The 15,824-nt window shown below is 43.9% G+C and carries 11 protein-coding genes; 4 read left to right on the top strand and 7 right to left on the bottom strand.

Annotation, left to right across the window (positions count from 1 at the left end; genetic code table 11):
• Positions 1-56 precede the first annotated feature (56 nt).
• Positions 57-1,283 (bottom strand): hypothetical protein, encoded by a 1,227-nt coding sequence (locus FQ608_RS02740; RefSeq protein ID WP_158856250.1) that lies wholly within the window; start codon positions 1,281-1,283, stop codon positions 57-59.
• A gap of 136 nt (positions 1,284-1,419) precedes the next feature.
• On the opposite strand from FQ608_RS02740, the gene FQ608_RS02735 reads away from it, so the two are divergent.
• The 4 genes from FQ608_RS02735 to FQ608_RS02720 all read left to right on the top strand — a co-directional run bounded on the left by FQ608_RS02735 (position 1,420) and on the right by FQ608_RS02720 (position 7,756).
• On the top strand, positions 1,420-4,665 hold the full coding sequence (locus FQ608_RS02735) for a DUF1553 domain-containing protein (RefSeq protein WP_158856249.1): 3,246 nt from the start codon (positions 1,420-1,422) through the stop codon (positions 4,663-4,665).
• Between the two features lie 5 nt (positions 4,666-4,670).
• Positions 4,671-6,137, top strand: coding sequence for a DUF1501 domain-containing protein (locus FQ608_RS02730; RefSeq protein ID WP_158856248.1), 1,467 nt, complete (start codon positions 4,671-4,673; stop codon positions 6,135-6,137).
• Positions 6,138-6,141: 4 nt separating this feature from the next.
• Positions 6,142-7,209 carry an NHL repeat-containing protein gene (locus FQ608_RS02725; protein ID WP_158856247.1) on the top strand — a complete coding sequence of 356 codons (1,068 nt, stop codon included), beginning with the start codon at positions 6,142-6,144 and terminating at the stop codon, positions 7,207-7,209.
• 373 nt (positions 7,210-7,582) lie between these two features.
• Complete coding sequence (locus tag FQ608_RS02720) at positions 7,583-7,756, top strand: hypothetical protein (protein ID WP_234364019.1); 174 nt, start codon at positions 7,583-7,585, stop codon at positions 7,754-7,756.
• A gap of 455 nt (positions 7,757-8,211) precedes the next feature.
• Here FQ608_RS02720 and FQ608_RS02715 read toward each other — a convergent pair whose 3' ends face one another.
• The 6 genes from FQ608_RS02715 to FQ608_RS02690 all read right to left on the bottom strand — a co-directional run bounded on the left by FQ608_RS02715 (position 8,212) and on the right by FQ608_RS02690 (position 15,728).
• Positions 8,212-9,396, bottom strand: a complete 1,185-nt coding sequence (locus FQ608_RS02715; protein WP_158856246.1) for an ATP-binding protein — start codon at positions 9,394-9,396, stop codon at positions 8,212-8,214.
• A 310-nt stretch (positions 9,397-9,706) separates the two neighbouring features.
• The gene (locus FQ608_RS02710) at positions 9,707-9,877 is read right to left on the bottom strand and encodes a hypothetical protein (protein WP_158856245.1); all 171 of its coding nucleotides are present in this window, start codon (positions 9,875-9,877) and stop codon (positions 9,707-9,709) included.
• A gap of 364 nt (positions 9,878-10,241) precedes the next feature.
• Positions 10,242-12,521 (bottom strand): hypothetical protein, encoded by a 2,280-nt coding sequence (locus FQ608_RS02705; RefSeq protein WP_158856244.1) that lies wholly within the window; start codon positions 12,519-12,521, stop codon positions 10,242-10,244.
• A gap of 161 nt (positions 12,522-12,682) precedes the next feature.
• Positions 12,683-13,456, bottom strand: a complete 774-nt coding sequence (locus tag FQ608_RS02700; RefSeq protein WP_158856243.1) for a hypothetical protein — start codon at positions 13,454-13,456, stop codon at positions 12,683-12,685.
• A gap of 189 nt (positions 13,457-13,645) precedes the next feature.
• Complete coding sequence (locus FQ608_RS02695; RefSeq protein ID WP_158856242.1) at positions 13,646-14,704, bottom strand: aminotransferase class I/II-fold pyridoxal phosphate-dependent enzyme; 1,059 nt, start codon at positions 14,702-14,704, stop codon at positions 13,646-13,648.
• Positions 14,705-14,711: 7 nt separating this feature from the next.
• Positions 14,712-15,728, bottom strand: coding sequence for a dipeptide epimerase (locus tag FQ608_RS02690; protein WP_158856349.1), 1,017 nt, complete (start codon positions 15,726-15,728; stop codon positions 14,712-14,714).
• Positions 15,729-15,824 lie beyond the last annotated feature (96 nt).

Here is a 15,824-nt window from a genome sequence, read left to right as displayed (position 1 = left end):
TTTAGGAAATATCCTGGCCTTTAAACTATTTGGAGTGGAGGGATTGATTTAGTGGTTTATCTTCCTGCCGCCCAAATCGCCGATGGATTGGAAATAGCATGAACTTGAAGGATTTTCGGCGTAAGTTCCATCCTATCCACACCATTGACCTCCAGCAATACTTCGTAGTACTCCGGAACTTCTCCCAGCGTTTTTACCATTTCAGCCTTCAATGATTCCAGCAAACGGGGATCTGTAAAGCACTTGAGACTTTGGGTAGCACCTGTGTCCCAGATTCCACCGAACAGATACACGGTGTTGTTATTGGGACCGGGAAATTTAGCCATCACGGCATAGTCCGTATGGTAGGCATCCGGATCCCCGGATGGTTTATACACAGTTCCCTCTCCATCTGTGGAGGTTTTCAAAACCAAAGCATCATCATCGATATCGTATCTGAACGCCGAATTGGCAAAATAGGAACGAAAGATCCCAAGCGTTTTGATCATTCCGACAACCATTATATCGTAGTCTTGCAGTTCTTTCGGATTAAAGCGGGAAACCATACGTATGGTATAATCCTTTTTTGCAGCATGGAAGATCTCCGTCAGCCGCTTAATCCACAAGGCACTTGACTGGATAAGCAACCCATAGGACAATGTTCCAAGTTCACTGGCGATGTCTGGGTGTTGTTCCCGATAGCTATCAAATTCTTGTCGTGAATTGATACGTGTGTCCCGTAGAATTCGGGTTGTGCCCAAAGCTGAATCAAATGCGGTATAAATAAACAAATCCCCAAGCAGCAACATGGTAGGTTGATCCCCAGACAGTAAATCCTGCCAAAGAGGTTCTTTGCTAAAAGAATGCCTGCTATCTTTTTCCAGAAAAAGCAAGTATCCGAGCGTGATAACAGCAAAAGCTAGCAGTGCGATGAGAACTGTTCTCTTTGAGAAAGAAGTTGCGCTTTTGGAAAAAGTTGGTTGCGATTCAGTTGAGGTAAACTCAATCCGGTAGCTGCCCGTTGGTATATGTAATACAACGGGATCTTCGGCTCCTTCTTGGGAATAGTATTTTTTCAGTTTCTTCCGAAGATTATAAAGATATACCCGGACCAAGGTACTTTGGGAGGGATCAAATCCGGTCTTGCCAAAGATTTCAGCTGCAATTGTTGCCTCCTTGGGAACCCGATCCTCCAAGGAACAAGTCATCAGGTATCTGAGTAGATTGGCATACGTATCCGACCGTCCAAACGAACGGCTTTCGATAATTTTTTCTACAAGTGCCAAATAATCATGTCCTTCCATCTTCCGGAAAATTCATTTTCTTAAATATAATCATTACTTTTAACAGTTAACAAAACAGTTTTTTAACGTCATTTCTTAAAAACTATTCCTGTATATTTGGAAATAGTATCCAAACGTAATAAAACAAATCGCTTTGATGATAAACCCGAGGTATTTTCTTTTAGTAGCGATAGCTGCTTTCACCCTTTCTGGATGTGGTTGGACTCCCCCCGAAGAAATTGCCGAAGTGTACGATGACCTGCCGGAAGCGATCGACTTCAATTACCACGTCAAGCCCATCCTCTCTGACAAATGTTTTGCCTGCCACGGGCCTGATGCCGCGAACCAACAAGCCAATCTCAGGCTTGATTTGGAAGATTTTGCTTTTGCCTCACTGGAATCCAGTTCCGGTAAATACGCTTTTGTACCCGGCAAGCCTGGAAAGAGTGATGCTGTCTTGCGTATGCTTTCCAAAGATGAAGACTATATGATGCCCCCACCGGAATCGCATCTAATTTTGGAGCCCAGAGAAATTGCCATAATAACCAAATGGGTGGAACAGGGGGCAGCGTATAAACCACATTGGTCCTTTTTGAAGCCTGTAAAAAATGAGCCCCCCAAGACACAGTTCGATACTTGGGCTACAAGTGAAATTGATCAGTTTGTCGGGAAAAAACTAGAAGAACAGGGACTTACCCCTTCCGATCCGGCATCGAAGGAAACCCTTATCCGAAGACTGAGCTTCGACCTTACAGGTTTGCCTCCCACCATGGAGGAGATAAATGCATTCGTTTCCGATAATTCGCCAACGGCCTACGAGAAACTCGTCGACATATTACTTGCTTCGCCTGCTTATGGAGAACGTATGGCTGCCGACTGGATGGATGTGGCCCGTTTTGCGGATTCTGATGGGTACTTGGACGATAAGCATCGGGATTTTAGCCCCTACAGGGACTGGGTGATCAAGGCATTTAATGAAAATATGTCCTATCGGCAGTTTATCACCTGGCAATTGGCTGGCGATCTGGTGGAAAACCCAACGCAGGAAAGTATCTTGGCAACTGCCTTTAACCGACTGCACAAGCGGAATTCAGAAGCAGGGATCGTTTTTGAAGAATACCGCATGGAGTATGTAGCGGACCGCACCCAGACAGTGGGGAAAGCCATATTGGGTTTATCCATGGAATGTGCCCGCTGCCATGACCATAAGTATGACCCGATCAGCCAAAAGGAATATTACGAGTTGTCTGCCTTTTTCAACAGTACCAATGAAATCGGAACAGCGGTCTATGGACCGGGGCAGGTGCCGGGTCCTTCCTTACTCCTCACGGACGAGGAACAGGAAAAAATGCTAACCTACCTTGACGCTCAAATTCAATCCGAGGAAAAACAAGTTGTTGCGTCCTCTTCTGTAGCTGATGCTTCCTTTGAATCATGGATCTCCAATAAGACACAAATTACTGCTGCGTTACAACAACAGCTCGAAAAAGGATTAGTAAGCTATTATTCCTTGGACAAACTTGAGGCCAATGGTGGAATTTACGATAGCCCCAATGCCGTTCCGGGCGGAAAGCCCATAAAGATCAAAGAACCCGATGTCGCAGACGGAGCGAAAAACCAGAGCATTTTTCTGAACGATTATACCACATTGACCCTTCCGGAAAGAGTAGGTTGGTTTGACCATTCGGATCCATTCTCTTTATCACTTTCTGTATATCCAGACAAGGTGTACGAAGAAGCGGGCCTCCTTTATCACTGCGAGGATATCCGCTTGGGATTAAAGGGTTATTCCTTGTATGTGGAGGACAATAGGATAAAATTTATTATGGCCTATTCCTGGCCTACAAATGCAATCCAAGTAGAAACGGTAGATCCAATCCCCGCCAAGGAGTGGACAAATATCACCATTTCCTACGATGGCCAAGGAAAAGCAGGAGGTGTAGGAATATATCTGAATGGGGAGAAAGTACCCGTTTTGGTAAAAGCAGACCATTTGTATAAATCCATTCTTTTCAAACCCGATATTCATACCTATGGATTTCGAGGTCTAACCTTGGGTATGAGGGATAAAATGAAAACGTTCCTCAAAGGAGGATTGGATGAAATAGCCGTTTACAATCGGGAACTTACGGGCCTCGAAGTGATGCAACTGCAGCGAAAGGAGGCAGTAAGTGACCTTTTGGCACAGCCCAATCTGCCGGATAGCAAAGACCTACTACTGGAATTTTACAAAAAAAGGGTACTTCAAGCTGGATTAAAATCGGAGCATCGGCTTAGAGAATTAAAGAAGCAGAAAATGGACGTGGTGGAAGATATCCCTGAAATTATGGTAATGGGGGATACAGAAACGCCCCGACCGACATTTATTCTAGACAGGGGTATGTACAATGCGCCTACCGAAGAGGTTTTCCCAGATATTCCCTCGATGGTGCTTCCTTTCCCTGAGGATCTACCTAAAAACCGGTTGGGTTTGGCAGAATGGTTTTTTGACCCAGAGCATCCACTTACGGCCAGGGTTTTTGTAAACCGGCTTTGGCAGATGCACTATGGAAAAGGGCTTGTAGCCTCATCGGGAGACTTCGGTAACCAAGGCAACCTGCCGACACACCCTGAACTGTTGGATTGGTTGGCGGTGACGTTTCAGGAATCTGGCTGGGATATCAAAAAAATGCACAAGCTGATGGTGATGTCGTCTACTTACCAACAGTCCTCCAAAACCAATCCCACCTTATTGGAAAAGGATCCGGAGAACAACATGTTGGCCCGTGGGCCAAGCTATAGAATGACGGCCGAGATGGTTCGGGACAATGCCTTGGCCATAAGTGGCCTCTTGGCTAACCGGATGGGTGGACCCAGTGCCTACCCGTATCAGCCGGAAGGACTTTGGGACGAGTTGACCACCAAATCCTGGCGTTACATATACCAACAGGAACCGGGAGAAGGACTTTATCGCAGGAGCCTTTACACCGTATGGAAAAGAACATCCGGGCCACCCTCCATGCTGATCTTTGATGTGGGGGATCGCAATGAATGTTCGGTAAGGCGGCGGCAGACCAGCACCCCTTTACAAGCATTGGTGTTGCTCAATGATCCTCAATACTTGGAAGCTGCCCGAGTGATGGCTGAAAATTTATTAGCTGAAAAGCAGGGAGCCGAAGAACTGTTGGAGACAGCATTCCGGCTGAGTGTAGGAAGAACCCCAGACCAAAAAGAACTATCTCTGGTGAGGAAATACCACCAGGAAGAAAAGGAAAAATTTACACAAAATCAATCCGATGCCCTTGCCTATGTGGAAACTGGCAGTATGAAGTTGAGGGCTGAATCAGATCCAGTACAAGTAGCTGCATTGGCTACGGTTATTAATGGATTAATGAACACAACGGACGGATATACAATAAGATAAGAATTATGCAAGACCCATCGAACATATTTGCGGAAAGCCGCCGTGGATTTTTGAAGAAAGCATCTTTAGGCTTCGGTTCCATTGCATTAGCCTCCCTCTTGGGAAAGACAGGATCTTTCGCGGCTGACCAACTGATGGCCAAATCCGCCGAAGGTATTTCTGGAGGAATGTTGAATGGCACTCATTTTCCCGCAAAGGCCAAACGGGTCATTTACCTTTTTCAAAGTGGAGGCCCCTCACAAATTGAAACCTTCGACTATAAACCCGAATTGGTAAAGTGGCACGGAAAGGAAATACCACCTTCTGTCCAAGGAACACAGCGTAATTCAGGAATGGTGTCCGAGCAATCTACATTCCCTTTGGTCAAATCAATTTACGATTTTAAGCAATACGGACAGTCCGGAGCGTGGGTAAGTGAGCTATTTCCCTACACCGCACAGGTGGTGGATGATCTCTGTATCGTAAAGTCAATGATTACCGACGCAATTAACCACGAGCCGGCAGTGATGTTTATGCAGACAGGCAGTCAGCTTAGCGGGAGGCCTTCCATCGGTTCTTGGCTAAGTTACGGTCTAGGCAGCGACAACGACAATTTGCCCAACTTTGTGGTCTTGCTTTCCAAAAGTATGGGAGACCAACCCCTAAATTCGAATGCATGGAGTAATGGGTTCTTACCTTCCCATCATCAGGGGATACAGTTCCGTTCCGGCAAGGACCCGGTGCTTTATCTCAACAATCCCCATGGTGTCCACGATCATGACCGCCGAAGAGCACTGGATTTTATTTCCGAATTGAATACCCATCAATTTGATCTTTGGAGTGATCCCGAGATACAGTCCAAAATCAGCCAGTACGAAATGGCCTATAGGATGCAAAACTCTGTCCCCGATGCCGTGGATATGTCGAATGAGCCTGACCATATTTATCACTTGTATGGAGAGGATGCACGAATTCCGGGCACTTATGCCGCCAATTGTCTCCAGGCCAGAAGATTGGTAGAGCGGGATGTCAAGTTTATTCAGCTTTACCACATGGGTTGGGATCAGCATGGCAATTTGCCCAAAGGAATAAAACAACAGGCACTTAGCACCGATCAGGCTACGGCTGGTCTGATTATGGATTTGAAGCAGCGGGGTTTGTTGGAAGATACACTCGTTGTATGGGGAGGGGAGTTTGGCCGTACCAGCTTTTCCCAAGGAAGGCTCACTGCCGACAATTATGGCAGAGACCATCATCCGGGTTGCTTTACCATGTGGATGGCGGGAGCCGGCGTAAAGCCGGGCATGGTTTACGGAGAAACGGACGAATTTAGTTATAATGTATCGGACAAGCCGGTGCATGTGCATGATTTTCAAGCCACGCTTTTATATCTCTTGGGTGTTGACCATGAGCGGCTAACCTTTAAACACCAAGGGCGAAGGTATCGGTTGACCGATGTTCATGGGCATGTGGTTAAAGATATTTTAACGTAAAAAGATGACTTCCAGAAGAAAATTTCTCAAGAATACCATCTTGGGAAGTGGAGCGGTAATGACTGCTTCTGTTTTTCCCTTTTATATCAAACCCTCCAAACCTCGGATTGAACCGGAAATACTGGGGCATGGAGATTTTACCTATCGCATCGAGCGGGAATGGGGCAACTTGAATCCGAGTAACTATCCAGTAAACAATTGCCATGAAATGGTCATGGATAGAAAGGGCCGTTTGATCATGTTGACAGACCATCCCAAAAATAATGTGCTCATTTACGATACGGCCGGAAAACTGATGGAGTCATGGACCCTGGAACTGCCGGGAGCACATGGGCTGAGCATTGTCGATGAAGGTGGGACAGAAATTCTTTTTATAACTGATCCCGGGCAGGGAAGGGTTTTGAAAACCACCTTGGACGGTCGATTGATTATGGAATTGGATCATCCTTCTACAATAGGCGCCTACGACAAAAACAACGCTTACCGTCCTACTGAAACAGCCATTGCACCCAATGGGGATATCTATGTAGCTGACGGATACGGATCCCAGTTTATTTTGCAATATGATGCGCAAGGGAAGTTTATCCGAAAATTTGGAGGAGACAGTTTTTTGCAACTTGATAAATTCAAGCAGGTTCACGGGGTAGCTATCGACTACCGGGACCCATCCAATCCCACCTTGATTTGTTCTGCCCGGATCAAAAATACCTTTAAGCGGTTTAGTTTGGATGGGAAGCATTTGGAGGATTTTTATCTGCCGGGAGCGTTTATAAGCCGTCCGGTGTTGGATGGGGAAAATCTGTATTGCGGAGTCTGTTTTGGGATGACGGAGGGAAACTATAATATGCAGCTTAACAGGGGCTTTGTTACGATTCTTGATAAAAACAACAAAGTAGTCTCCAACCCGGGAGGCACCGCTCCGGAGTATATTGACGGTAAACTACAGCTAATGATGCAGGAAAAACCAATTTTCAAACATTGCCATGATGTATGTGTGGACGGGGATAAGAACCTCTATGTATGTCAGTGGAATGCTGGGGGAATTTATCCGTATAAGTTGCATAGAGTTTAGAAATGATATTGATTGATATTGGATACCATGGATATTAATAGATATTGGATAACTTGTCCCGATTTTTCGAGATTGCTTTTTGGATGCATAGAAATATGGTGGAAATTCGGTAGAAATATGGCCTACGGCCGAAATAAGTTGATTTGATATTGGTGGATACTGGATATTGATTGATATTTGGAGTAACTAGATATTAGTTGGTAAAGACTCAAAAATTAACGTTTTGGAGGGATTGTATAGCGCGGAGGCTAGTCGGGACCTTAATGTTAAAAAAGTATTTAAATTATAATTTGTGGCTTTTATTTATGACTTTTATACCTAGTCAAATTACTAGACATGGGATATAAGACCAAGGTTCAAGGTTATCAAAAGGTTGAAAAGCGAACAGTACTATGTCAATTTCCCGGCGGCCGTGGCGCAGGCAATTGAATTCACTGCCGGCGAAGACGTGGAATGGCTCATTGACGACCATCAAAACATGGTGTTGAGAAGAAGTGACTCCGCCGTGGCGGCACTTAAAAATAAACTAAAAACGAAGTCGACCTAAATTCATCAAAGGCTGGTCATTAATACCTATAAATATCTGTTCTAAGGATTTTTTTTACCAGATTCACACCCAATAATTCTCGTCAGAATATTTGAGCGAATCGAGGGTAAAGTTCAACCCTTTCAGGGTTGGAATAAACTATTTCCAGTAAATACCCGAGGTTGCGCCTCTGAAGAGTTCGACAGCTTCACTGTCGGTCATTCGATATAAACCTGCTTCAACATTAAAATTTCCTTGGTGCACAATCTTTTTCTTTAAACGAGTATTTTTTGAAATAAGACAGATACCGACCCCGAAAGGGGTCAAACTCCTCAATAGCCATGGGTGAAACCCATGGACAAGAAAATCCCACTCTATCACCACGACCCCGAAGCGGGTCGAAAATTCCGCCGCAGAAAGTAAAGTTCATTGATGGATCCAGTGACCGAACCTTGAATCTACCCTCTTCACCCCTCCTAATATAGTAACCCAAACATCCAAAGCGGAATTTTGCTTCCCGCGCCACTTTTGATGCCGTCTGCCGCTATGAAAGCATTGGGAACTCCGGCGATTTGGTGTTTGGTTTTTGCAGGGCCCCCAACTTCGAAAACATACCGATCATCCACCATAAAGTCCCCGAACTTGGGTAAAGTGACTTGATGTTTTACCTGTATTTGATTGAGAAAAAAGGTTTCTCTAATATTTCCTGAGTTAGCATCATTCGAGGATAGCGCTAAGGCAAGGTTTGTATTTTGCAGGTAAATCTTTTCAGGCTTTTGGAGATAGGAGATTCCCTGGGTTGAAGCTCGAAGGAGGCTGAGGATTTGGGCTTGTTCCAGTAGGTCCAATGTTTTCAACACTGTGTTTCTCGAACCCTCCAATTTCTCTGCAAGCTTACTGATGTTGGGAATAAATGGAACAGATTCGCTGATAATGAAAATCAGCTTTTTCATATTTTTGATCGTCTTATGAGTCAATTCTTCAAATGGTGCGATATCCATTTCCAAGACCAGGTTCGTTGTTTCTAAAAGCCTTTGTTTGTATAAATCTTTTCCTTCTCTGTAAAATGGATAATACCCAAATTCAAGGTACTGCTCAAAAAGAGATAGCATATCCAATCGATCAGATAGTTCTTCTGATAGCTCTTGATGTTTTTCAAGCAAATCCGTTAGCTTCAATGGTTGGAGGTTTAATCCTTTTTCGAAGTTGATAAATTCTCTAAAGGAAAGCCCTGCTAGATGATAAACTGCCGATCTTCGGGATAGATCTGCCTTTCCTTTACTTAATTCCAATATAGAAGAACCAGATACGATAAAACTTGCGTCAACATAATTGTCATAGATTGATTTTAAATCCGAAGACCAATGGGCATATCGGTGAACCTCGTCCAAATAAAATCTACGATATCCTTCCTGGTATAAGTCTTCTATTAATTCAACCAATCTATTTTCCTCAAACCAATAGTCATCCAAGCTCAGGTAAATGGACTTCGAATTACCTTCCTGCATATTTTGTAGCATAAGAGTGGTTTTTCCAGCTCCTCGATGTCCAAGGATAACAACCAACCTTTGTGTCCAATCAATTTGACCGATAAGATATCTTTTGAAGGTAGGAAGGGTGCCATGTTGTTTCCTTCTTGAGATTTCTATTAACCGTTTCATAATGTTTTATCTAAAAAACAAAAATAACTAATGTTTTTTAGATAAAACAAAATCTATAATTGTTTTATGTGAAAAGCACAAAGATTATTAGAAGCTTAGTTAGTCCCACTCGAAATTGTGACTTTCTCTGGACGGTTCAAATGTATGCTTGAGTGCATACAATACCTCTAATTTCTGTTTTGATAGGTTCCTCTTTTCGATCAACTCAGGGAATGAAATGGACAAATAATCCCCGGGAATCCTTCTCCCGACTGCCCCCTAAATCCCCCTGAAGGGGGACTTCAAATTCCGTGGATTGAGATGATTTTTCTCACTTGACCGAATCTAACTCCCTCCCTTTCAGTTGAAAATCCTGTGATAGCGTAGCGGTGACAGGAGGGAGGGCTGGGGTGGGGCAACTACGGAGCTGGATTCCTACTACTAGGTAGATTAGCTCCACAAACCCCATAAAAAAGAAAAAAGCTATGAAATAAAATCTCATAGCTTTAGTCAATTAACAATAAACCCAAAATAACCTGCTGTAGGAGAAGGAGTCGAACCTCCACGGGGCAGTTAGGCAAAAACACGAGCTCGATGTTTGCTTTATCCTGAATTCCCCACCCCCGAGACCGGAGGGCATGTCTGCCAGTTTCATCATCCTACAGTATAAAAGACCATTTGTCTTTGTTTGATATGTCAAAGGTAATAGATGACTACTTATGTTGCAAATAAAATCATAAAAAATTTAAAAAATATTTTTATGGCAACGTTTTACCAGTTTGGTTGCTAATTCCATAATTGGGCCTTGATCCGTATAGTCTCCTTCTTTACCTTTGATTTCGCAGGTTGTCTGTTTGGTCGAATCCCTATTGTTTTTCAATCAAATAATATATCGTTTGAAACTCAGACCCAGCAATAATAGCCTTTTGATCATGGATGGGAACTGTCCGAGAAGTTTTATTCCCATCATGATCCAATACTGAAATGGTGTAATCGTTTCTCGCTGGAAGGTGAATGGTAAGATCAAGAGGCTCCAATAAAAGCGGGCTGCTTCCCTTAGCGATCAACTTGTCACCGGATTCGCTATATTCCATACCAGTATTTCGACCTCTTGCTACGGTAGTCAATAAGATGCGGTTGGCCGTCTCCAAACCTTTATCTTTCTCCAAACTACCCAAAAGAATGACTGCAAAGGGATTTGATGAGGTAATTTGCCAGTCTCCAAGTTCGATTGTTTTGTCTGGTAAGAAACCCACTACTCCTTTTGTACCATCGGTGTTGATGGTAAAGTATCCCTTATCTCCATAATGCCAATCCAACTCTCCCGTTATCGACTGTATCGAATTTTCCGTCAAATTATGATATGCTGAAATATCTGGTAATTTGGTTTCTAAGTGTTCATCGGTAAAGGCGATCGGCATCCGTCCTATGGCTAAGGTGTTTGGAGTGAAGGTTCCTGCAAATTCTTTATCGTCGAACCCCTGAGTTACTTTTTCATCAAACCCCAATTTTCCATGCTCCAAGGAAGGAATGTGTACATTTCTGGTGGTTATCACGTCACTTTCTGTGACATCTCCACGGTAGATCATGCGAGCTAGCGCTGGATAGAGTCCCATATGAAGCGGACTTGTGGCGTTGTACACACCATGATGCTCAGATTCCAGGAAAGGTGAAAATCGAGGGATATCCGTGGCAAAAGAAAAAGAGGCATCCCATCCCTGCAATCCCATGCCATATGCTGCAATAATGGGGGTTGCCTCGGCAGTCCATTCATTCGGAACCAGACTCATCCATTCCGAAAAAGAGAAAGGTCTATCGACAACCTGCTGCATGCCGCTAGATAATAACCCCGAACCTGGATTTTGAAGCATGGATGAGTTCTTGACATTTCCGGTGTCCAGACGGTGGCCGCCAGCTCCCCCGCCGAAATAATTGTGGCGGTCGATCATTCCTACACTATAGTCAGCGTGCAAATTGTAGAAATGTGAGATTCCAGACCCTGCTTGCCAGCATGAGCCAACCAGTATTCCTTTATACCCTACATCTCTAACCGCCTTTTCAAATTTTTGATAATATTCCATCTGTTTTTCATATAAGAAAAGCATCTTGTCCAAAAGGTGTTGCTCGACTGTGCTATTTTCACGGACAGCCCTATCATAAGCCTGCGAAAAAAGGCTGTGGTTGGGTTGGGGGTAAATGTTAAAATCCTTTAAAGATTCGCTCTCGGGCAAGACCTGGTCCGCCGATGTTTTTTCGAGAGACCTTCGGGGTTTTTTGAAACCCCAAAGGTCGGCTTCGGGATTTACCTCTATCCCCCATGCTTTCTCAAGTTGTTCTTGAGATCCATACCTATCCAGCAGCCATTCCGAAAACATCCGACACAGTAGCTTTCGGTAAGTAGGAGCTTGGTCTAAGGACCGCTCAATGGCACTCCAGAAAATATTGTCTTCATTTTGAAACTCGACAAAGGCCAGACCCGGATCATCTGCGTATCGTTGACCTGTTATGGGATTCACATGGCTGAGCATATTGACGGTCAATGCGATATTGAGGTCCTGCAGATCCGGGGCAAAATTCACCAAACTGGACGTTGATCCATTTAGGTGGGCCCAAGGATATGAGAGGTTTTTGATCTCTTCATAGGCTATAAGGGAGGAACTGTCACCGGGAAGAACCTTATGCCCGTAAATATGCGACCATCCGTAGTAAAGGCCTTTTTCTTTCAGTTTTGCATGAAAGTAATCCAGACGGCCCATCTTATCCGGATCAAAGCGTGTAGAGTGCACTCCGTCATTTGCATTCCAAGTGAACTTGTGAAAGCGGATGGCATTTACGCCATACTTGGCCAGAAAGTCAACAAACTGATCTGCGAGTTCCTCCTTCGGGTAGGTATTGCTGCCATTGATATTAGTTCCCCAGAATTTCACGGGTGTTCCGTCCTCAAAAAGCAGGTTAGCTCCTTCCATTGTAACAAAACCATGCTTGCCTGCTGGGGCTTCGAGCCAATCCTGCATGCCGATCTCCCCTTTTTCAGGGCTACTAGTTGGCTGAAAGGCAAACCATTCCGTCTCTTTTTTAGGGCTCCAAGTTAAACTTAAAAAAATAACAATTGCGAAGATTAGGTAGTTTTGCACGAAAGAAGTCATGAGAAGATGATTTTGGGTTATGATGCTTAAAGTTAAGAATCATACATAACATCCTACCCCTTTTTCATCCATTTAACTCTTTAGGGCTGCCTTTTTAATTGAGAGTGAAAAATTTGACTATCCGTTTTTCATTTTGTCGTTTTAAATGAAATTTTTAGGTGTTACAGCTGAAAAAACAGCCCAAACACCGCAAACTGCACCAAGGTAAAGTTGTAGACCTCATCCACATTAGCTCCTCCCTCAAGAATCCTATACCCAGCTTTTATGTCTGTTTTAGCTGTTAGAGGAATACGGGTTCCCAAAAACACATCAAAGGCTCTTCCGGGCCCCCCGGCCAATCCATCTCCTTCTAGGTAAATTCGGGTTCGATTTTCCAGTTTATATTCGGTATAGAGATGTAGCAGAGGCACAAATCCGATATCATCTTTGCGGTCCGCAGTCCCCATTTCATTATCAAGCCTAACGCTGGCATCGCGAATTTTCGCCGTAAATCCCGCTCCCACTGTCCAAGGACCGTTCACAATGAAATCTCTACGGTAGGTTAATCGATAGCTGTTGAATTGATAAAATCCTTTTAGTGTTTCTCCAGCATCAAATGTCGAGGTTTGAAAGTCAATCGCTTGATTGGGTGTTCCCGTATAGTTCACAAACAAGGGAGCGATCAAACCAAAAAGGTGATTTCTTTCGTTCCAGGTGTAGCCAACCCTTACCCGGAATGGAACTACAGCGCCTTCCACATCAAAATCATTTTTAAAACTAAATAATGTTCCTGTTTCATTGGGAATCCGCACGTCGTTATACCCCAAAAAGGCCAACCCCGATTCAGCGTCAATAGACCATTGCGCTTTGCTTGGGGTAATTTGCAGAAAAATGAACGCAATGAAAAAGATACTGCTTATAACTTGAATGCGAGGATTGAATGGTTTAAAGTTCATCGTAAAATTTTTTAGTTGAATAACCTAATTCAAAATTTGTGCCCCTATAGGAGATAAAAGCTAAGGTAAGTTCTTTTAAATGGTGAATCCTTTCTGTTTTGGACGAATTTTGGATAATCATTCAACGAAAAGAATAATTATGTATCTGCGCGGAGCGAATAATAATTTCGACAGCTACTTAATTGCTACTTAATTCTTTAAGCTTTTTAAAACAGTTATCAAATGAGACAAATCCTCTCTACTATGAGTGGCGGTAAGAACCAGTCTGTTCAAAGAAGAATCCAAGGGTCCCGGATAGGGAAAAGAAGACGCAATAATTTTTTCTTCAAGAAGTTTTTCTACCCAACCTCTCTCCTGAAAAGTCACCACGGGAAATCCATCCAGCATGGTAAAATCCAGCATGGATTGAATGCTTTGAAAAACGGCTGCGGTATTTTCACGAAGCTTTTTGTGTTGGGCTTTATATAAGTCCTGCCCGTTTAGAAAGGCATGTAAAAATGCTGGAGCTGGCGGGGAGGAAGATCGGAAAATAGGAAGTCCATCGACCTTATCCAATAGATTTTTTGAACCTAAAATTACTCCCGCAGGCAGGGATAAGGCCTTTCCCAGAGACCCACACACCAACAAATTTGGTGTTACATGCTTCCATTGACTATAGGTACCAAAAATAGAATCTCCGACTACCCCGAAAGCATGGCTGTCATCAATCAACACAAAGTACTCATTTACAGGTGCCAACTCCGTAATCCAGCCAAAATCGTGTATCTGTGGTTTCAAGGGGTTGACAGCGTTCGATAGAATCCCGATTCGTTGCCCCATCAAGTTTTTGGATTTTTCCAGGCACTGTTGGGACCAGGAATCAAAGCTTTGGTGGGGATTTCCGCTTTGGCCTTGTGGCAAAATAGCTGGATGGGCATCCGGTGCAACCCATATTAGATCCACCTCCTTTCGAAGAAACTCCACAGCCAAGTGTCCAGCTAAAAAACCGCTGCTAAGTAAGCGTACTTTTTCCGCCCCTGTTTGTGCTGCAAAATATAATTCAAACGTATCATAAATCGCCAGCTGCACGTTGCTATGTCTGCTTGAACCATGGTTGGCTCCGTATTTTTTTATTCCCTCAATAAGTAGCTTTTCAAAGGCTGGAACTTGGGACATACCCAAATAGGCAGTACCTGCAAATTGCAAGTATTCCTCTCCTTCTGCTACCAGCCTAGAGTTGGCTCTGTCTGTAACAAGATGTTTTCCCATCCCTCGATTAGCCTTCAAGCAATTTGGCTCCCGTTCCCGGCCGATCAGGAAAAATGACCCCATCGGGTGAAATTTTCACCCCGGCAGCAATATCCTTAGACAAAAGCATTGCACCGTCCATATCCACATAATCCAGAATCGCTGCCAGATGGGCGATTGCTGAGATTCCTACCGAAGATTCCGTCATACATCCTACCATGGTTTTCATACCCAGACTTTTCGCCTCTTTAATCATGCGAAGCCCCGGCGTTATCCCTCCCGCCTTTACTAACTTGACATTGATCCCATGAAACAATCCATGGCATTTTTTGACGTCGGATTCAACAATGCAACTTTCATCGGCAATAACCGGCAGGGCACTGTGGTTGAAGACTTCCTTCATCCCCTCCAAATCATCTTTGCCCAGGGGTTGTTCCATAAACTCGACTCCTAGGGATTTTAATTCTACTGAATAACGGATCGCCTGCTCTGCAGTCCAAGCGCAGTTCGCATCAATGCGGAAGATGGCATCGGTATGTTTTCGGAGTTCCCGGATAATTTCCATATCATGATCAGTTCCCAGCTTTATTTTATAAAGTGGCCAATCAAATTCCTTCATTTTGGAAACCATTTTTTCCACAGACGCTATCCCAATGGTGAAATTGGTCAAGGGGATGTTTTTGGGATCAAATCCCCAATACTCATATAGCTTTTTCCCCTGTTTCTTGGCAAAAAGATCCCAGGCCGCCATATCCAAGGCACATTGTGCAAAGGGATTGTTGGAAAAAAGAACCTTGGTTTTCTCCCAGAGAACTTCTGGGTGCTGGATGGACTCCTTTTCGAGTAATGGCTTGGCTGCTTCCAAGGTGGCGGTCATATTTTCCACATTCATCCCGTAAAATGGGTTGGTGGTAGATTCACCCAAACCATACTGGTCCCCGTCGGTCAGCTTTACAATGATGGTCGTCTGAACATCCCGGCTTTGATGGGCAATGGTGAAGGTATGTTTTAGGGGCAATTCTTTAACCAAAATTTCAATATGCATAGCTTGTTTTTCCAAGTAAAGTCAAAATTTAACCCCATTTCTACAGGGATTCAGGGTATAAAGGTAGAATAGATTATTTTCATTTAGAATTAAAAT

Origin of the sequence: Lunatibacter salilacus (assembly GCF_009797935.1) — a bacterium.
In the GTDB taxonomy this organism is placed as follows: Bacteria; Bacteroidota; Bacteroidia; order Cytophagales; family Cyclobacteriaceae; genus Lunatibacter; species Lunatibacter salilacus.
The sequence above is the reverse complement of the archived record's forward strand: the minus strand, read 5'-3'. Positions and strand labels throughout refer to the sequence as shown.